This is a genomic window from Candidatus Omnitrophota bacterium (assembly GCA_030650275.1).
Lineage (GTDB): Bacteria > Omnitrophota > Gorgyraeia > Zapsychrales > Fredricksoniimonadaceae > JACPXN01.
Genome location: JAUSEK010000021.1, coordinates 1 through 18,070 on the forward strand (window position 1 = coordinate 1; position 18,070 = coordinate 18,070).

Annotated in this window: 19 protein-coding genes; all 19 read right to left on the reverse strand. The window is 44.4% G+C overall.

The window, feature by feature from the left end; all coding sequences use genetic code 11:
- Nucleotides 1–893 (reverse strand): hypothetical protein (locus tag Q7K71_05400; GenBank protein MDO8675535.1); only part of this gene is annotated, 893 nt, incomplete at its 3' end.
- Nucleotides 894–911: 18 nt separating this feature from the next.
- A complete protein-coding gene (locus Q7K71_05405; protein ID MDO8675536.1) occupies nt 912–1,370 on the reverse strand; it encodes a hypothetical protein in 459 nt (152 codons plus the stop codon).
- A 1-nt stretch (nt 1,371) separates the two neighbouring features.
- Nucleotides 1,372–1,977: a hypothetical protein gene (locus Q7K71_05410; GenBank protein ID MDO8675537.1), complete on the reverse strand. Its 606-nt coding sequence runs from the start codon at nt 1,975–1,977 to the stop codon at nt 1,372–1,374.
- A 2-nt stretch (nt 1,978–1,979) separates the two neighbouring features.
- Nucleotides 1,980–2,327 carry a hypothetical protein gene (locus Q7K71_05415; protein ID MDO8675538.1) on the reverse strand — a complete coding sequence of 116 codons (348 nt, stop codon included), beginning with the start codon at nt 2,325–2,327 and terminating at the stop codon, nt 1,980–1,982.
- A gap of 46 nt (nt 2,328–2,373) precedes the next feature.
- Nucleotides 2,374–3,336, reverse strand: coding sequence for a hypothetical protein (locus tag Q7K71_05420; GenBank protein ID MDO8675539.1), 963 nt, complete (start codon nt 3,334–3,336; stop codon nt 2,374–2,376).
- Between the two features lie 81 nt (nt 3,337–3,417).
- Nucleotides 3,418–4,140, reverse strand: a complete 723-nt coding sequence (locus tag Q7K71_05425) for a hypothetical protein (GenBank protein MDO8675540.1) — start codon at nt 4,138–4,140, stop codon at nt 3,418–3,420.
- 27 nt (nt 4,141–4,167) lie between these two features.
- A complete protein-coding gene (locus Q7K71_05430; GenBank protein MDO8675541.1) occupies nt 4,168–5,298 on the reverse strand; it encodes a hypothetical protein in 1,131 nt (376 codons plus the stop codon).
- A gap of 86 nt (nt 5,299–5,384) precedes the next feature.
- Complete coding sequence (locus Q7K71_05435) at nt 5,385–7,022, reverse strand: phage portal protein (protein MDO8675542.1); 1,638 nt, start codon at nt 7,020–7,022, stop codon at nt 5,385–5,387.
- Nucleotides 6,979–7,479, reverse strand: coding sequence for a hypothetical protein (locus tag Q7K71_05440; protein MDO8675543.1), 501 nt, complete (start codon nt 7,477–7,479; stop codon nt 6,979–6,981). Before Q7K71_05440 ends, Q7K71_05435 begins: the two co-directional genes overlap by 44 nt.
- A 2-nt stretch (nt 7,480–7,481) precedes the next feature.
- Nucleotides 7,482–9,776, reverse strand: coding sequence for a hypothetical protein (locus Q7K71_05445; protein MDO8675544.1), 2,295 nt, complete (start codon nt 9,774–9,776; stop codon nt 7,482–7,484).
- Nucleotides 9,773–10,594, reverse strand: a complete 822-nt coding sequence (locus tag Q7K71_05450) for a LamG-like jellyroll fold domain-containing protein (protein ID MDO8675545.1) — start codon at nt 10,592–10,594, stop codon at nt 9,773–9,775. The genes Q7K71_05445 and Q7K71_05450 overlap by 4 nt, the downstream gene beginning before the upstream one ends.
- A complete protein-coding gene (locus Q7K71_05455; GenBank protein MDO8675546.1) occupies nt 10,557–11,075 on the reverse strand; it encodes a hypothetical protein in 519 nt (172 codons plus the stop codon). The genes Q7K71_05450 and Q7K71_05455 overlap by 38 nt, the downstream gene beginning before the upstream one ends.
- Before the next feature lie 391 nt (nt 11,076–11,466).
- Nucleotides 11,467–13,323 (reverse strand): phage terminase large subunit family protein, encoded by a 1,857-nt coding sequence (locus tag Q7K71_05460; protein MDO8675547.1) that lies wholly within the window; start codon nt 13,321–13,323, stop codon nt 11,467–11,469.
- The gene (locus Q7K71_05465) at nt 13,292–13,927 is read right to left on the reverse strand and encodes a hypothetical protein (protein MDO8675548.1); all 636 of its coding nucleotides are present in this window, start codon (nt 13,925–13,927) and stop codon (nt 13,292–13,294) included. Before Q7K71_05465 ends, Q7K71_05460 begins: the two co-directional genes overlap by 32 nt.
- A 6-nt stretch (nt 13,928–13,933) precedes the next feature.
- The gene (locus Q7K71_05470) at nt 13,934–15,229 is read right to left on the reverse strand and encodes a DNA methyltransferase (protein ID MDO8675549.1); all 1,296 of its coding nucleotides are present in this window, start codon (nt 15,227–15,229) and stop codon (nt 13,934–13,936) included.
- A gap of 184 nt (nt 15,230–15,413) precedes the next feature.
- Nucleotides 15,414–16,250 carry a helix-turn-helix domain-containing protein gene (locus Q7K71_05475; protein ID MDO8675550.1) on the reverse strand — a complete coding sequence of 279 codons (837 nt, stop codon included), beginning with the start codon at nt 16,248–16,250 and terminating at the stop codon, nt 15,414–15,416.
- Nucleotides 16,251–16,574: 324 nt separating this feature from the next.
- Entirely contained in the window at nt 16,575–16,859 is a 285-nt protein-coding gene (locus Q7K71_05480; protein MDO8675551.1) for a hypothetical protein, read from the reverse strand.
- 12 nt (nt 16,860–16,871) lie between these two features.
- Entirely contained in the window at nt 16,872–17,384 is a 513-nt protein-coding gene (locus tag Q7K71_05485) for a sigma-70 family RNA polymerase sigma factor (protein ID MDO8675552.1), read from the reverse strand.
- 123 nt (nt 17,385–17,507) lie between these two features.
- Nucleotides 17,508–17,723, reverse strand: a complete 216-nt coding sequence (locus Q7K71_05490) for a hypothetical protein (GenBank protein MDO8675553.1) — start codon at nt 17,721–17,723, stop codon at nt 17,508–17,510.
- Nucleotides 17,724–18,070 lie beyond the last annotated feature (347 nt).

An 18,070-nucleotide genomic window follows, 5' to 3' on the forward strand; every position in this document is an offset into this window, starting at 1 on the left:
GAACCGTTGACATCCCTGTCGGTAATCAATAAGGACAAAAGACCACGGTCATAGCTTACATCATCCCGAGGTGCTAATTTATTTTCGTGGTTAATTACAAGGGAAGCGAACTTGGCGGCATACGCATCAAACGAAAACGCCGCGTTGATAAACGCCGGTGGTTTGGTTGTTTCATACACTGGGCTTGTAAACAAAGCTGTGTCCGCAATCCCTGCCTCAACACCCATGTAGTCAAAATTGACCATTACCGGCTCACCGCTTTTGAAATTGATCTTGAATTTACCGCGACAGCCTCTTAATAATTTTCTGATCCCATCCTCATACCCGGACATTGTCTGCGATGGAATATTATCGGTAAGCGGCTCGATCACATTCCCAACCGTCGTCGCAGAAGATGAAGTCGTAGCAGTGGCACCCGATGTGCCGCCGGTAATAACTTCACCACTTTGAAGTGTGCCGGAAATGATAACGTAGAAAACTGCACTGGCACCGTTGGCCGTATTGATAATGACCCGACCTTTACCAGCCGATGTGCCGCCAGTAATCGTTTCGCCATGCTGAAAGGGCCCCGCTGTAACTGCGCCGATATTAATCGACTTCAGAAGATTGACCCCGCATCCGCAATTCTGAAAATGCTTCCCCCAGTCTGGGGCTGTTGCCGCGGCACCAGATCCTCTTAATTCCAAACCAAAACCTAATGCCCCCGGGCGTTTGCCGACAACCTTGCTGATATTTGTGAACGTCAACCTTACCGGATCGCGGGCAAACATCTCCGGGTCAAAACTTACGCGTGGGTTATATGCCAAAGTCTTTGCATCGGCAACCGCCAATGTTTCGGCTACCCCTTCTACGCTTTCAATCTTTGAAACAACCTGTCTTTTTCTTGTAAGCATGAAAACCTCCTCTTGGTCTTAAGCAATGGACGGATCAGACTGCGTGTGCTGATATAAAATTTCAATCTCAACGGTAAGTCCCGCATGCGGCTGTCCCTCTACCGTTTCAAAAGGAACATTGCTTTTAATATTGGTATCAATCGCGTAACCGCCACGGGTGTTATTAACCATCAATGCCTTTTCGATATCCCCTAAAATACCGCTTAACACCGTATCTGTTGCCAATGCATCCGCTTCATCTTGGCGAATCCAAAGGTCAAGATAGACGGATAATCGGCAAGTAAAATACGGATTAGGCGACATCTGCTTTTCTTCTTGTCCTGCACTCACAACAATGCAAGGAACCTGACGCAATGCATTGCCGCGTTTATCCCACCTCTGTACGCTTAAAATTGTGTTGTTGTACCCATTAGCAACAGTGATCCCTGCTAATGTCGTCTTGATATTCGCTAAAATGTTTTCCCGTACGGTTGGCATATCAAACTTTTTCCAATGTTTTCTGAATTGATTTATTCAAAATATTGATCCGCTCGTTTTGCATATCATCCCAAGTTTTATAAAACCCTAATCGCGGACGAATACGAATCTGGTTCTTTAAAACAAATAAAGGCAAAATACTTCTGACCTTTTGTTTTATTCTTGCCAAGAACGTTTTGCCCCGTAATTTCACAGGGATAACATTCTTAAGCAATCGCGGCTGACGATATTGCTTCTTAAGGCGGCCATCAGATGTAAAAAGTTCAGTACGCGCCGATAAAGGAATTGCTAACTTGGCACCACCGGGATTTCTTACAACTCCGCCTTCCTCTTGCAGTCTCGAAATCTTGGAATCAGAGAAAATCATCATGCCCATGCCTTCGATTGTTTGCGACACAAGCGATGCCCGTCTAAAATGTGTAAAAATTCCATGTGGTCTTGCCTTAATCCCCGGCGCACCCTGCAGGCGTGTTTGATAAAACTGTTTTAAGAATTTCTTACTGATATGATCCATGCCGTCGGCAAGTTCATACTTTAATTCCTTAGGAAAAACCCTTAGAGCTGTCTCAAAATTCTTTGTATTAATCTCTACCGTTAATTCGCTCATAGTTATTTCTGAACCAATAGGTGCCACATGCCTTGATCTTCACCCAAGATATCCACCACAACGAAATTCACATCAATTCCACCAATAACTTCCGGGAACAAAACTTCATCCCCACCTTTATTGATAGATGAAACTCCGTACGTTGCATCATTGGCGATAAAGATTTCAGTCTGATTTTGTAATGTACGCCCTGATTCTTCACCACCGGGATTCAAACGCTTACGATTAATGACCGCCTTAATGGTTTTGGGACTTCCATTTTTTGGCGTGTATTGAATCGCTTCAGCGAATTCATCTGGTGTTAAAAAACAATTTATGGCATCTCTTTTTAAGTTGTCTTTAAAACTCATGTCCCAGAATCCCGAGGACGTTGCCGCCCCCGGGATCTCCTTAGGTTTAGACAACTTTTAAAAGATGACCGAAATACTTATCAAGCAATATCTCGTCGGTATGCTGACGAGAACGAAACACATCCGACCGGATGGACTCATCACGGTATTGCTCGACCATCACATTCTCCGGGCTGTCATTTGCCCAAAGGAACGTGCGTCCGATAGACGGCTGTGTTGGATCCTGACCGTCTTGAGCGCAAAGAGCCAACAGAACATAGGTTGAACCCCAGATGTCTGCCCCTGCAAACGCCTGACCTTCCTTTGCGCTATTCTTGATCGCGTTAGCAATCAAAACATTCTGCACTCCAAACAGGTCTTTTAAGGCATTGATAATCTCTGACTCTGTCGGACGGGCGGTATACTTAATCACGTCTTTAATTCCGGCGTTGTTCAAACAAAGGTTGAGATTCGTGTAGCTCATCAAAAGCGTATTTGGTAACAGGCCACAATTTGTCCTGATCTTGGCTTTGCCGTCTCTGACCGTTTTGACAATGTCCTTGGTTGGATCACTCCACGGACTCGTGCCGGAAACGTCCGTCAACAAGGCCGCACCAGTAAAAATGCTGGTGTTGATGGCTGTTGAGGCAATACGCGCTTCCTGACCGCGAAGAACGATGTTAATAGCCGCTTTAGAAACAGCTAATTCAGCATCGAAATCCTTTGCGTAATTCCTGCGCTCGCTGTCATCAAGAGGCATTTCAAAACCGTTTTCGTCACAGCTATACCCAACATCCCTTGCGCCGATGCTTCCACGGTTATATTTGCCGTTAGCAGACCTTTTGGTATCGGGTGTTTGCGTTAAACTTTCGCGGGTAATCGCGGAAAAGTTTGCCGCCTTCTGCGGTGTTTTAAAAATCGGAAACAATTGCGTTCCAATAAAATCACCGGCGTTCTGGACGTATTCCTCAATGGCCGCGCCTAAATCCAACCTCGGTGTTGCTCTGACTCCTGCTTGATCTACTCCCATTTGAAACCTCCTATTTTTGGATAACTAACATTTTTACGCTTCTAACTGACTTGTTTCAGAACTACTGCCACCTTGCTTGATTCATGTGACTTTAATTGCCATGACAAAGATGTCGAATGCGGCCACCGCGCTGGCATTGACTTTCAAAGCAGTGGTAACCAAAACATCCTTTTGTGAGTTGATAATATCTCCGCCCAAAACAATGGCATCGTTGGTCGTACCCTTTGCCTTCACAGCAGAAGCGTCAGTGGCGACATTAACCAGCTTGACGTTGGCCGCTGTGGTATCGCGGGAGATAATCCACCAATTGATGATCCTGAATTTATAAGGCGCGGTCACGATTATCGGCGTTGTGGTCGCATCCGTGATGCCCTGCTTGGCAAAAATGACAGGAACCGAACCGTTAATCGTTGGATCACCAATCGCGGTCGAAGCCCCGTCAATGGCACCGGCTACCCCGTTATTCTGGAAACACTCAATAATGTCCCCGTCTGCGGTTGCCGCTTCCAAAGCAACGCCTTGAGCGACACCGGAAGCCGAAGCGGAAACTTTCCCACCAAGGGCGCCATAAATCGTGTTGCCTGCGGTAATAGCACCATTGGCAACCATTTTGTAGGTGCGCGAGGCAGACCTTAAATTAATCGCTACAAACTCGCCGCTTAAAGCCTTGCGGGCTGTGACACCGATAAATTCCTCTCCAGCATCCGCATAAACAACATTTCCGCTGGAAAGTTTGACACGACGGTAAGCTTCCAAATCAGTACCGGCAACAAACGACTTTGATCCTAAGTTTTCTTGAGACATTGCACTCCTCCTATTTTTAAGATGCTGTTATTTCTGTCTTGATTCCGCTGTTTGACTCAATGCTTCCTGAATACTGCACTTGTGTTCCTTTTGATACTCGCGGGCAGTTTCCAAGTGGTTTTTCTTTTGAGGCGTTTCTTCCTGATCAGCACCGGGCACCTTGTTCGCGTTTTGTTTTAAATCTTCGAGACGCTTGCCGCGCATGGCCGCTAAACTTGCGTCCACGGTTTTGCCGTTATCAATAGATTCCTCAACAATAGAATCCATACCCATCCCAGCAAACTCTTTATTCGCTGTCTTAACGATGGTTGAACAACGAACACGTTCATCTTTGACGGCTTCGTTTTGTAAAGACGAAACCATCTCGGGATGATCCTTCTTTAATACCTCAACAGTTAATTCTGTAGATTCGTTCATAACTTGTTTCCTTTCTGTTAAAACAGTTTCTTGTTTATTTATGTCAACCCGATTAACGCGGTACCTTTCCAAAAAGGAAACCACATATTCCAAAGCATCGGGATTATCCAGAAGTTTGTTCATAAACTCGGTGGCTTTTGCAGACAGCTCAACACTTGAATTAAAATGTTTATTAAACATGCCGTCATTGGCCGCCGGATCATCAACCACATCAACCGCCATTAAAGAACTGACTCGAAGTTTTGGCGGTAAATCTTTACCGCTTTTGTCCTTTTTCTCATCGGCATATTCCAAGTCAAATTCCCCAAGAACAACCGATGTGCCAAAAGCGTCTGGATCTTTCTCGGCTAAATCCAAAACGTATGAAGCAATATCCCCATCGGGCGTTTCATAGGCTGTTTTACTGATAAAAAGATCAGCGCGGGCAATATCACCGTCTTTTCTAAAATTCTTCGCCCTGCCGGTAAACGTGCCAAGAGCCGAACTGCTCATATTGGGATGCCCAAAACGTGACTTTAATCCCAGTTGACTTTTATTGCCCACATCAACAATTTGCTGAAGGGTTGTCTCATCGATTTGCCAGCCGCGCATATCTTTTACATTCCCCTGCGTCATGACCGCGAAGCCTCTGATGACACCTTTGTATTTCTCATCCTCATAGGCGCGGTCAATACCTGACTTTCCCTCTTTGATCCCGAATGCTGTTTCAAGCCTTCTTTGAGCGTTTTTTATTTCGTTCATCGTTGTCCTCTTCTTTTAAAATGCCGACCTGAATTTCTTTGCCCATCTCCATGCACGATGGTTTATTGATCGATACCTTTAATGATTTAATTTTGTTGCTGTGCATCCTGCACCTTTGGTTTTTTATCACTTGGCGCAACTGGTGGAACATTGCCTGTAGCCGCTGTCATATCAACGTCATATTTATCTTCCAAATCATTGATTTTCTTAAGTTCACGCGCCCGCTGTTCTAAGTTTTCTTCCCAGTCCTGACCCTGCGCGGCGGCTTCCTCTGCTAAAGTCGAAAGATTGTTATTAACCGCTTCCGTTGATGCTTTGACTTCATTTTCTGGATCCACCCACTGCCATCCCGGGGCTATCCATCGCGTACGCACATACGCATGGCGGTTCTGATAAAAATCTAAAATCGGCAGTTCACCTTTTAAATACGCCTCCTCTAAAAGCATGACCAAGACATGCTGGCAAAGGTTCTCCGCGATAAACCTCTGTTGCATCATGAAAAATCTTCGCGCTTCCAATAATGCCGCACGCGTGTTGGAATAATTTGACCTTGAAAAATCTTTTGCCAGAATTTCATAAGGAATATTTAAACCCGCCGATATGTCACGCAAAATCCTCTCCATGAATATCCCGAATGTCCCGCCCGGACGGTTTGGATTAAACGGCTGGATTTCCTCGTTCTCATTTAAATACTCGATCATCGCCGGACTTAATTCCTCAACGCGTTTATTCGCCTCTGGCTTAGACCTCGCCAAACTGACATCGTAAGAATTTGTTTTCTTAATAAAAATGGCAAAACATGCCGCGACCCGCGCCGCAACGATTTCCGCTTCCATGTAATCCGCACGGTCTTTAAACATATTCATGACCGGCGAAAAGAAAGGTTCCCCGCGTGTTTGACCAGAACGCTTCACGTGAGATAAATGAAAGAGATACGGATCGCCTAGGTCATTAAGCGCGGGGTACTTAATAAAAGTCTCGCTCGAATTGCCGTAACGCCTGCTGTAAATAAAATCCCCGGGATGATTCTTTCTGACGTAATACGAAACCGGATCCCCGTATTCGCCGACTTCAACACCCGCGTGGATGCTTTTGTTAAAAATCAAGTCGCTTGGTGTATCTAGGCGGTCGGACTCAATCGTCTGCAACACCAATGAATATGGTCTGCGCTTCTTTGAATTAAACACGCGAAGCGGAACGATGATTGACTCACCGTTAATAAACCTCTGCCGCTCGGACAGTTCTTCCAAACCGTAAAAACTTAAACGATTGCCTGCATCCGCAAAAGGTACCCAGCGTTCCCAAACCTTTTCGATTTGCTTCTGCAATTTATCGGCAACTTCCTCATTAATAGCCAGCGTGTCTTTATCAATGCGGCTTTGCATACGAATCCCCGAGCCGATGATGTTTGTAATAACGGTATCAATCGCACCCGAAGCAATCCCGTCATTGCGGATTAAATCACGACTACGTTCACGCAATCTTGAAAGATCAGGGTGCAAATCTGAATCAGCCGATCCACCACCCGGGATCCATGATCCCCGCAAACGACCGACATCCGCACCGCGATACGAACCTAAAAGTGATCTTGTCAAAAAACGGAAATACTTACGCTTGGCTGCCACTTGGGGTGAGAAGACACCGATAAAGTCATCCACCCTGTCTGCGAAAGTCTTTTTATTAGTCCGGATTAACGAATTTTGCATAATTTCTTCCGCCGCCATTTTGCGCGGCTATTTGTTTGCCTAAATCAGCACGTAAATTTCTTAATTCTGAAAGCGTCAGATACTGCAAGTTGCGTCCCCCGATTGAATACGACAACACCGCACCTCCCCGTAATCTTGTTGCGATTGCCTTATCAATCAGATCAATCAATTCACTGGCGGTGGGCGTTTCTTCATCTTCAACCGGCTGTGATAACGTGACACTACTGACCGCCTGAACACTTCTTGAATACGTAACATCCAAATCTTGGTTGTAGACATCGATTGCATACACATCCAAAACGGTTGGAGTAAAACTGATTTTCCAATTAAAACCGCCAACATAAATTGCCGTACCAGAAGCAAACACAGAATTGTCACTAGCCTTAAAAACTTGATATATGACAACATGACCACTCTTTGATTCAGGGATCCCAACTACTTCCATATGAACTTTATTCGCTTGGATGTAATCCATATTTACCTTTGCGCCCGTATGGTCTTTTCAATGCCGGTATAATCAATTCCTTCTTTATCGCCATCCGTCGAATCTTTTATAAAACTCAAACATTGACCGGCGGTTAAACCACTGCAAATTCCAGAAGCATCCCAAGGATTACCTGCCAAGGCCGCATCATTTAATTTCTTCCCCATGGTGCCAGTTGTCGTATGGTTGGATGTTTCATCCCAAACGGCGGCGGCAACTGTCGCGGCCGATGGCGCTGTGACTCCCGAAACTTGAGCGTCTAAATATTTTCCAAAGGTTCCGGCACTCGTGTGTCCGCTTTGAACTTCATCCCAAACATCATCGACACCAATCGCGCTCAAACGATATCCCGTTTTATCGTTATTTGTGGAAACGGTGACTCCCGACGTAACGCTGTTGACGCTGCCAGTCACGTTGCCTTGCACCGAGGACGATCCTTGGCCAAATGTTCCGCTGGTAACGTGACCACTTCTTAATTCATCCCATACCTTGTCAACGACCGCATCTTCCTCCGCAGAAGTTAACGAATATCCCGTTTTGTCATTATTTGTGGAAACTGTTACACCAGCAGTGACGCTGGCGACGCTTCCCGTAACATTGCCCTGAACGGATGCGACACCTTGCCCAAACGTTGCACTGGTGGTGTGGCCGCTTCGTAATTCATCCCAAACTTTATCGACAATTGCATCTTCTTCGCCCGCAGTTAATGCATAGCCGGTTTTATCATTGTTCGTTGCAACCGTTACGGCACCACCGACTGTGATCGCCATACTCGAAAAGTTCGTTGGAAAAGACTGCGTTAAGCTGTACCCTGTCTTATCGCCCACGACTTGAGCGTTAGAATCTACCCGCCCTAAAATAAGCGCATTCGGCGCAGTTCCGATCCACTTACCCAAATCGACACGCCCGCTACCATCAATAGCCATTAATGAAAAATTGCTTGGGAAAGATTGAGTCAGACTGTAGCCAGTCTTATCATTATTCGTTCCGACCGTTACCGCGCCACCGGCTGTTATTGCCATGCTTGAAAAATTTGTCGGAACAGCACTTGATGCAAGCCTTGATGAAACCGTTGCATTGAGGTTATTCCCAAGAATATTTCCAGCCGTTCCAGCTCCATATGCCCCGGGTAATGCAGTCCCCCATGGGTCACTCGCGGTCGTTGAAACCTGCAAACTGCTATTGATAGAAGGATTACCAGAAACGACAACGGCGTAGGTGGATGTAGAATCTGGATTAGTTGTCCAATTCCAAGCCACAGTTGCGACTTTCGTCGTTCCGTTGTAAGCGGTTATGGTACGCGCTTGCCCGACACCAGTTCCGCCATAAATCTTCACGATTAAACCTTTATAAAGGTCATCCGTGGATGATGCGCCCGAGGTAAGCGTGATACTTCCAGCCGCACCAGCCTGAGCCGTTCCGCTATGAATCATCATTGACTCAATTGGCGTTAGAGCAACCCTTCCGCTCGTATCAATCGATAACGATGAAAAATTTGTGGGGAAAGTTTGTGTTAAAGAATATCCAGTTTTATCGCTTACCGTTGAAACCGTATATCCCGTTTTATCAGTGTTCGTTCCAACCGTGACCGCTCCCGATAAAAGCGAAACCTCACCTGCCCCCGTTCCAAATTTGATTGTGACTTTAGGATAACCGGCTGTATCAGGCGTGGCCACGGCTGAACCATTCCAATAAACTGTATCCGCCTTAATGCGGCCGCTTGTGACATCTAATTGATTGGCGCCAGTTCCGGTCTTTACGCCGACAGCATTTGTGACATCCGTTACCGTTGGAATTGTTATATTGCTTAAAGTCGTTGATCCTGTGGCGTTCTTAACATTCGAGAAATCAATACCAACCTCGCCAGTTGAGGCAACATCAATTGAGTTACCTGCAGTCGTGACGGTCGCGGCCGCTTTAGGATCCCCGGCAATTGTCCTTATCAAAATATGCTGGGTTTTCGCACCTGATGTTGTTGTTTTAATTTGAATCGCTACATAATCCTGATTTAGTTCTGTGGCCGTCAAACTTAAATAATAAATGCCAGTCGTTCCGATTTCTGTTGCCTCGTTCGTGCAGTCTGCGAATCCGGTTGGGTTGGATCCATCTGCGAATTCATCGATCTCGCTATCCAATCCCGCGGCTCCTGTGACCGTATCACCGTCCGCGTCAACGATTGGGAAAACGATTCGGGTCGCAACGTTCTTTTGCCTTACGATTTCAAGAGCCTGTGCCGGTTCGCAAAAAGCAATCAACAAAAATAAAAATATGACTAAAAAAAATTTCACCGTCCGACTCCTCTACCAATTCCTCTGCCCATTCCGCGACCGGAATAAACATCGCTTGCCCCCTGTAATCCATCAAGACCGTTATCTTTAACCTCGTTGACATCGGTCGAAGTCAGAATTCCACCGTAAACAAGTAATTCATCAACAGTAGAATCAAGCTCGTTAACCCCACCACTCCCACTAATGCCAATGAAAATTTGCGTCCCAGAATCGTCATCAATAGTTCCAAATGGGGTTCCCCCACTAACAGTTTTGCTAACTCCATTTACGTAAAACGTTGGCACTCCCGCGCCAGCACGATTATGTGTGACGGCATAATGTTCAAACACTCCATAACCCACAACAGCCGTGGTAGTGTCCCAAGCTGTATTTCCACCGCTATAATGCACAAGCCATCGCAACTTATTTGTCTGTTTGTGAGCAAACAACCATGACCGGCCATTTTTTTGTATCAAAACACCAGCGTCTGTTTGATTTGCGCTGTTGTCTCCATCAGAATTATTATTTGCCCATAGTGCTACAGAAATGGGGTCGATGTTATTGAGTGAGGACGCGGAACTGATATTGATATCGGCATTATTAGATTGTGTGAATTGAACACCGTTCGCATATTTCCCCGTGGCTCCTCTTGTGACCGTTCCAGCAATAGTTCCATTGTTACTATTTGAAGAACAATCCAGATACACTCCTGATGTTTCCTGCATTTTGAATCCTGCTTTAGTGTTCGCCGAGGCGCACCAATCCGTTGCGGCAAATACCGAACTGGTGATCAGCAGAAAATTAAGGAGTAATGTTGCTGACAGAATTTTTTGAATCATCGGTAACCTTTATAGCTATGCCCTTCCATTGAACTTCAGATTCCGGAACCTGTCCGGTCTTTAATTCTTCCGTCTGTAAGTCGGTTATGGTTTGATCTGTCAGAGCTTTGTTTCTTTTTAATATTTCGGTTTGAATAAAATCTTCATTTACGGGAATCCGTTGAATCAAGGTTTGGCAATATTTATTGATGTCCATAGAGATTCTTAGTTTAATCGTTGTTTCATCTCCAGATTCCTCGTCATATCGCGTCGTTCCTTCTTTGATCACGTTATTTTCCGCATCAGTAACCGCTCCGATTTTCTGTGCAAAATCGACGGCACTAGCCGAGCTCTTCATAGGTACGGTGTATTGCGTTCGAACCATGATCGCGCCGGTCTTGGGATCCTGTTCAACGGCAAGAATTTTCCAACTGCATTGCGCGAAAGCTTGTCCACAAATTAGAAATGCCAGAATTAAACTGACAAAAATTACTCGTTGCATGTTTCCTCCTCGTTTAGAAAATAAAAAAAGCGGCAAAATGAGTGATTTGGGCACCCAAATTGCCGCTTTAACAATTTCGAAGCGTCCCCCGAAATTGGTTACAACGTTAATTTATCACCAGCAATTATACGAAGTCAATTAACTGGTTCAGTAATACTGAAAATTCTTTTAATGATACTACTTCTCAATGACTTTAAATTTCAACTCACAATCGACACATTTGTAATATAAAATAGGCTTATCCGCACCGTAACATCGGACTTTTCTTGACCGGCAGACCGGACACTTTAACGGCAAATAAACCACGACATTGCTCTTATTTACAACCTCTTCCTCTTTAGGTTTAGTGGATTTTATATAGCCATCTAGCCATCCCTTTTTATTAATCCACTCAGCCATTACGCCTTACCCAATTATTCTGCTTTAAAAGCCATGAACCTTGTTTTACCTCATTCTGATTGCGCGTATTTTTGTTGTCCTCCGCTTGCATAGAAAAAACCCGTAACATTTCAGCCGCGGCTGTTGAATAAACCTCTGTATCAAGAAAATGTGTTGCCGCGTGCGCTGTCACAGGCCGCCATTCTTCAATCGTTTTGCCATGCTTGCGATCACGAATGATAATCTTATGTTCCGCGCAAAATTGCTTGAGATATTCCTGATGGATATTCTGGTATAAATGCCATCCTCCTAACCCGTCCATCTTTGTGTTCTGAACAAATCGAGTCACCTTATCTTTAAAATACGAAGTATCAATATGCCATAGCGCTAAACCGCCCGGAATCATATGACCTGTTGCTGGGAATTTATCAATATTACTTGGCCTAAACGGCACACCGCTTAAATGCTGTTGCCCTTTAATAGGACGTGCTTTATCCCTCCATTGACGGCATATTTCATAAACTTCGGAAGTTCGATGCCCGCTGTCAATACAAGTTAGACGTACCGGCAAAGAATCTTCAGGATTCAACTGAAATGGATATTCGGATTTAAACATAATCTGTTCAACATCACCCCAATCTTCCACCCTTGTTGCCAAAATAAGCCATGACTCTTGCCCATACCCCCAGCCGCGAATGCTTAAATAAAAATGATCTTTCTGCACATCAACTCCACCGGTTAGAACAATGACCCCTTCCGGCAAAACTTCTTTGGGATACGATAAAACCAGCTCGGATAATTCATCCGGCTTTGTTTTGCTTGCTTTTTCTTCCCAAACCTCCGCCAACCATGAATTGACAAAATTCATGAGCAATTCAATATAATCTTTCGACTTTAGAAACTCTCCGGCGATATCGCTCCATGTGAGCCATGGTGAATATAATGAACTGATCCAAAATCCTCGATTTCTGCTTTTTTGATCGCTCTCGGCAATCCATTCGCCGTTTAACATCATGCGTTGCTTGTGAATATCCTCAATCCGGCCATGGCAATGAACACATTCATACCATGCTAAGCGGTCATTCTTTATACGCTCTGCAGATGCCTCCTCTTTCGGCCATTTGATTTGTCCAAAAACTAAAGCCTGCTTCTTGGCGCAATGCGGGCACGGCACATAAAATCTGCGCTGGTCTGATTTCTCATACTCACGAAAGATATACCCATCACGTGTTGTCGGCGTTGAAACTTTAACGGTCTTTTTATTCCAAAACGTTTTCTGACGTTCAGACGCTAATTTAATCGGATCCGCTTCACGGCCGGAAAACTTTGGATATTTATCAACCTCATCCAAGAATAAATACCGTATCGGCCGGGAAGCTAAATCCGCCGGACTGTTCGACCCTGCAAAATAAAGAATCATGCGGTCAAAATGATATTCAAGTTTGGTAATGTCATCTGTATTTTTAGGCAAGTATCTGCTTAAAGCGGGCGATGTTTCAATCATCGGCTTAATGCGGTTATATGAAACACTTTTGGCGTCATCCGCACGCGGCATGACCATAAGCGTGGGGCCCGGATCCTGATCAAGTACGAATCCCAGCATGTTATACATCGCTTCCGTTTTACCAACTTGAGAAGCGGCCATCACGGTTATTTCATCAACATACGGATCCGTAAAAGCATCCATGATGCCTTTTAAATAAGGCGTTCTCGAAGTTGACCATTGCCCCGGCTCCGCTGAAGTCTTAACATCCAAGCGTCTATACCTGTCCGCCCAGACACTCACTGTAATTTTCTCCGGCAAGACCCATTCTTCAGCAGCATAAGGCACAACCGTCTTAAGGATTTCCTTTTCTAGCTTTATTGGCATTGTGTGTCCCCGCGAATTGATTAATCATGAATCTGATTTCTTCATCAAGTAAGTCGCAAATAACTTTCGGATCCTGCTGATAAAGTTTTGGCGCGATATGTTTGGGCAATCTTAAAAAACCAGATTTGATTCCCCTGATTTGATTTTTAACAATCGACACATGATCGGCGAACGCGATTAATTCGCCTTCTATTTTCTTCAATTCGATTTTGCTTAACTTTGCCCGATTCTTTCTGTATTCGTTATCCCAATATTCCTTCCCGCCGTCTTCATCCGCGCCTTTGCCGCTGTAATACCACTTAAAGACCTCCCCGACTTTAAAACGAAATATCTCACCGGAATCATCACGAATGATAGGCATCCCCTGACTGATATACCGCCTGACCATGCGGGTTGATTTATCGAGATACAATGAAATCATCTGCAGATCGACGGTGCCGTCATTAACAACAATGTCTGTCTTGTGCGCCTCAGCTTTTTCAAAACCATCCAGCTCTTTAATCTCTTTAGAACTAAGCGCGGCACCGCGCCCCATTTTCTCAACGAGGGAAATGTACCGCTTCTTTCTTGCGAGTTCCGCGAGATTAGTTTTCTTCTCATCCATGAACCTTTACGCTCTCTGTGCTTTCTTCCCAGTAAATTCCTCCCAACGGCGCACCGCCACATCACAAAATACCGGTTCAATTTCCATAGCAAATACCCTGCGGTTTAAACGCTCACCTGCAATCAACTGCGATCCCGACCCGCTAAACGGTTCATAGCAAATATCTCCGGGCGATGTATGCACACGCATAGGAATAGCAAAAACTTCCGTCGGCTTAACGGTTGGATGCTCAATTCCGGGATTACGCTTCTTGCCCTCCCAATCCAATTCCCAAACGTCGGTATGATATTCCGGCGTTAACGGATCACCTGAACGCAAATAACCAACCGTCCATACAGTACCGATGGACTTATTCTTAGGTTTATACTCCGGCTTATTGCCTTTAATCCACATCAGTAAACACGGTTCATGCCGCCAAGAATAAAACGAATAGGTCAAGATCACGCACGGCTTAACCCAAACAATTTCCTGATGAATTAGAATACCAAGTTCTTTGCATACACCCTCAACATCAGACCGCCGCTTTGAAGCATGCCAAATATATAATGCTGTGCCTTTATGAATATGTTTTAAACCTGCTTTATAAAATTTCCTCATAAAATCAACCGCATCCGGAATATCAATCTCATGATAAACATTCGACCAGTCCCGTCCGCCGTTGGGTCTATTCGCACCGGTGTAATCAACACAATACGGCGGATCTGTCGCAAACAAGCTGGCTTTATGACCATCCATTAATCGCGTTACATCCTCATCACTTGTGCTGTCACCACAAAGCAAACGATGGTTGCCTAAAATCCAAAGGTCACCTTTTTGGGTGATCGTATTCTCCGGCGGTTCTGGAATATCATCCGGCAAAGTTTTTCCGTCTCCCAAGCTTTCAACTCCCATATCCCCAACACTATCCCGCAAGTTTTTAAGCCGAAGATTGATATAGTCATCTGACGCTTCATTTCTTAACCTCTCCAAGAGCGGAATCAATGCCGCTGTCCACTGCCCGGTGATTTCAGGGCTGTTGAGTGTGACATTCATGGCCATTTCAGAAACCTCATCCACATCCACCATAATGGCCGTAACGCTTTCAACACCCTCATCCTGCAAAATTTTGAATCGCTGATGACCAGATATAATGCGCATATTGCGCTTATTAACCACCAACAGATCCACATACCCGAATTTCTCCAAGCTATGACGAAGACCGGATAAAGCGTCATTACTTATGTCCCGCGGGTTATACGGTGCCGGTTTTAAGTCGGCCATGTTAATGTCACAGATTACCGGCTTTATGTTGATTTTTGCCACACATGCCTCCTTGACGTAACTACAATGAAATAAAGCGGTTGTATTACAAAATATCTATAGCTAATTTACGTATAAACCTCAAATTGAGTGACATTGACATCGATTTTTTCCACCCATATCACTGACGACCTGCGCCTCGCCTGACCCGCACCCGGCACCCCCCATGGGGGGAACCAAAATTCTTCTAGGCGTCCTTCGCCATCTGGGCAAGTATCTTCCCCAAGGTTGCTGGTTCTTTCTTAAGCTTCTCATGTCTGCTAACCTCCTCATTAGAAAAGAACTCACTGCTCTTAACATCGATCATCCGACGAAACCATCCCCATGGGTTATCAATACGGTCTTTATATCGTTCATACTTACGGCATGCGTTGATCAAGGCATCCGGTGGTGGTGGATACCCGCGCTCAGTACGGAAGTCCAATATGAACCTATAGAGATTGACCTCGTTTAATAACTGCTGACATAAAGCATCAAGCTCAGCTACCAGCTGTGGCGTTGGGCAGGGATATGGAAGTTTTACATCTTTCCAGAAATCAAAAAGACAGCTTGCTGATTTGTTAATTGATTCTTGTTTATATAATTCTTGTTCGGGTGTCTCTACAGTCACTGGTGGTAGTGTCGTTTCTGTCACCACCCCAGTGCTGTTTGTGTCACCAGTGACAGAAACAGCACTGGTTACGACCGGATGCTTCCCCTGAATATCCAGTAACTTATATACGTTGCTCCTGCCAGTATCGCGCTCAATCACAATCGCACGGATAATCTCAAGTTCTTTTAATACGCGCATAACTGTCCGCCTGCTTAAATCACACCGGTTGGCCAATGTGGTTGTTGAAGGAAAGCAATCCTGCCCTTTGCCGTTTGCGTAATAACAAAGCCAGCAATAAACAGCTACACCCAAGCTCCCTGTTTTCTCGCTGATATATTCCAAAGCGGACTTAGCAATCCAAAGAAACTTGCCATCCCGCAAGTCTCTAATCTCGAAATGTTCATTGTGTTTTAAAATTTTCATTTTCTCCATGCCAGCCATCCCCACAATGACAAAACAAAATATACGACAAACAAAAATGATTGCGCATAAAGGCCATGATAAAAATCTGTAACCGCCCAGCCTAAGTTAGAAACCATCCAAAACACAAAACCCCTGCGGTCATATCGGATATTCAATACAACGCCTAATATGGATAAAACTGTCAGAAGCCAAGTCATTTAAATAGCCTGCTGAACCAACTCACCACGAGACTCCATAAACTTCCGCCTGATTGCTTAGGATTAACCTCGCGAAGTTTTTGCCGATTATACCAATTCATCTTCTGGTACATTTCTTTTAAACCTTTCAGGATTTTCATGTCGCGTCCTTTATGTTTTTATTCTTTAAATGTTCAACAGTAAATCTGTTCTCCCCAACTTTATGCGTCATAAAGCCAGTAAATACTTGAGCCAAACGCTGACCCACTTCAGTTGATCCTTCAATAACAGCCCTGTTTTTTGAAACAATCAATGATGTCTCTAATCGCACCTTGGCTTTACCATAAATGCTCTCCACAGCCAAAACCGCTTCTGTAATCTGCTCTTCGATAATTTGCTCAGAAACAACATGATCAAACTGAAACCTGTAGACCTCCAACATAAACACCTCCAGTTATTCTTTTAAAAAATCTTCCAGTCCTTCATTACGAAATATTTTCTTAATGCGTTTAATTTCATCCTGTAAAGTCGCACGCGGCACATTCATTTGCCGTCCAACTTCTTGTAAACTTCTGTCCCCCTCACCTAACAAACGACAAAGTTCTTTTTGACGTCGGGATAACTTGTCCATCGCTTTAAATAAAACTTTAGGCAATTCCTGTTCATAAATCCTTTGAAAACCATTCTCAAATACCATAAAAACTGAATTGGGATGCATCGGCTCTCCTTCCGAATTAGACACAGCATCAATAGATAAGCTGGTAAAGAATGGTTTACGTTTTGCGCGGTTATTACTTTTAAGAATGTCATACAATTTATATTTCATGACGCGGTCTAAGAAAGTACGGTAACTTGCTTTTCCATCCTCTCGATATTGATCTTTAACAAAATACCAATGCGTTAAGCATTCTTGATATAAATCATCAAATGACTCTTTGTCGAGGATCTCAAAACGTTTTTGAAACACCCGAACCTGACACCGAATATCTTGTAGTTCCCATTCTTCAAATAAACCATGGTAGTTGTATTTAATATCGGCACCCTCGCAATTGCTGGTGCCTCAACAACATGAATAACCACAAGATAAAACCTATATAAGTTTTCTTTTGCTGATCTGTCTGCATCCCGATAATTCATCGGGCGTAGGCTCACGCTTAAGAATCCCGCGCAAAACTGCTGTAACAGCTTCCAAGATTTTTTGATTCTGCAGACGCCTTGAATCACCTTCCAATGGCTTATCCGAATAAATAATCTTGAATCCATTCTTGAATCGCTTATCAAAGTTAGCAGTTTGTTTTACGCCCATGAAATCCTCCCTCTACCTGTTACATACGACAACCTCCTCAAAATTGACGGAAAAATTTTTAAGACAGAAAATAATTCCGTCATATTCAACAAATTCGTCGTATGAAACAGGTAGAGGGAACAGATTTTCCATGTCGGGCATAAATATCTATAAACCATTGATTAATATTGACTTGTGATACTTCCTATTATAGGGTTGGGTCGCTTATGACAACAAACTTGAACAAACGGCCAGCTAGCGCATTAATTAAATCCAAAGAGAAAAAACGCTTTGTAATTTACACGCGCTGTTCCACTGATGATCAAGCGCAAGGCGATTTCACAACACTGGACGCGCAAGCGCATCAT

What these genes read in the sequence shown, in the direction of transcription:
- Q7K71_05460 (MDO8675547.1), bottom strand. Translation starts at nt 13,323, where the DNA reads ATGCCAATAAAGCTAGAAAAGGAAATCCTTAAGACGGTTGTGCCTTAT.
- Q7K71_05435 (MDO8675542.1), bottom strand. Translation starts at nt 7,022, where the DNA reads ATGGCGGCGGAAGAAATTATGCAAAATTCGTTAATCCGGACTAATAAA.
- Q7K71_05420 (MDO8675539.1), bottom strand. Translation starts at nt 3,336, where the DNA reads ATGGGAGTAGATCAAGCAGGAGTCAGAGCAACACCGAGGTTGGATTTA.
- Q7K71_05490 (MDO8675553.1), bottom strand. Translation starts at nt 17,723, where the DNA reads ATGGGCGTAAAACAAACTGCTAACTTTGATAAGCGATTCAAGAATGGA.
- Q7K71_05455 (MDO8675546.1), bottom strand. Translation starts at nt 11,075, where the DNA reads ATGCAACGAGTAATTTTTGTCAGTTTAATTCTGGCATTTCTAATTTGT.
- Q7K71_05475 (MDO8675550.1), bottom strand. Translation starts at nt 16,250, where the DNA reads ATGGAGAAAATGAAAATTTTAAAACACAATGAACATTTCGAGATTAGA.
- Q7K71_05415 (MDO8675538.1), bottom strand. Translation starts at nt 2,327, where the DNA reads ATGAGTTTTAAAGACAACTTAAAAAGAGATGCCATAAATTGTTTTTTA.
- Q7K71_05450 (MDO8675545.1), bottom strand. Translation starts at nt 10,594, where the DNA reads ATGATTCAAAAAATTCTGTCAGCAACATTACTCCTTAATTTTCTGCTG.
- Q7K71_05440 (MDO8675543.1), bottom strand. Translation starts at nt 7,479, where the DNA reads ATGGATTACATCCAAGCGAATAAAGTTCATATGGAAGTAGTTGGGATC.
- Q7K71_05405 (MDO8675536.1), bottom strand. Translation starts at nt 1,370, where the DNA reads ATGCCAACCGTACGGGAAAACATTTTAGCGAATATCAAGACGACATTA.
- Q7K71_05430 (MDO8675541.1), bottom strand. Translation starts at nt 5,298, where the DNA reads ATGAACGAAATAAAAAACGCTCAAAGAAGGCTTGAAACAGCATTCGGG.
- Q7K71_05410 (MDO8675537.1), bottom strand. Translation starts at nt 1,977, where the DNA reads ATGAGCGAATTAACGGTAGAGATTAATACAAAGAATTTTGAGACAGCT.
- Q7K71_05465 (MDO8675548.1), bottom strand. Translation starts at nt 13,927, where the DNA reads ATGGATGAGAAGAAAACTAATCTCGCGGAACTCGCAAGAAAGAAGCGG.
- Q7K71_05480 (MDO8675551.1), bottom strand. Translation starts at nt 16,859, where the DNA reads ATGTTGGAGGTCTACAGGTTTCAGTTTGATCATGTTGTTTCTGAGCAA.
- Q7K71_05425 (MDO8675540.1), bottom strand. Translation starts at nt 4,140, where the DNA reads ATGTCTCAAGAAAACTTAGGATCAAAGTCGTTTGTTGCCGGTACTGAT.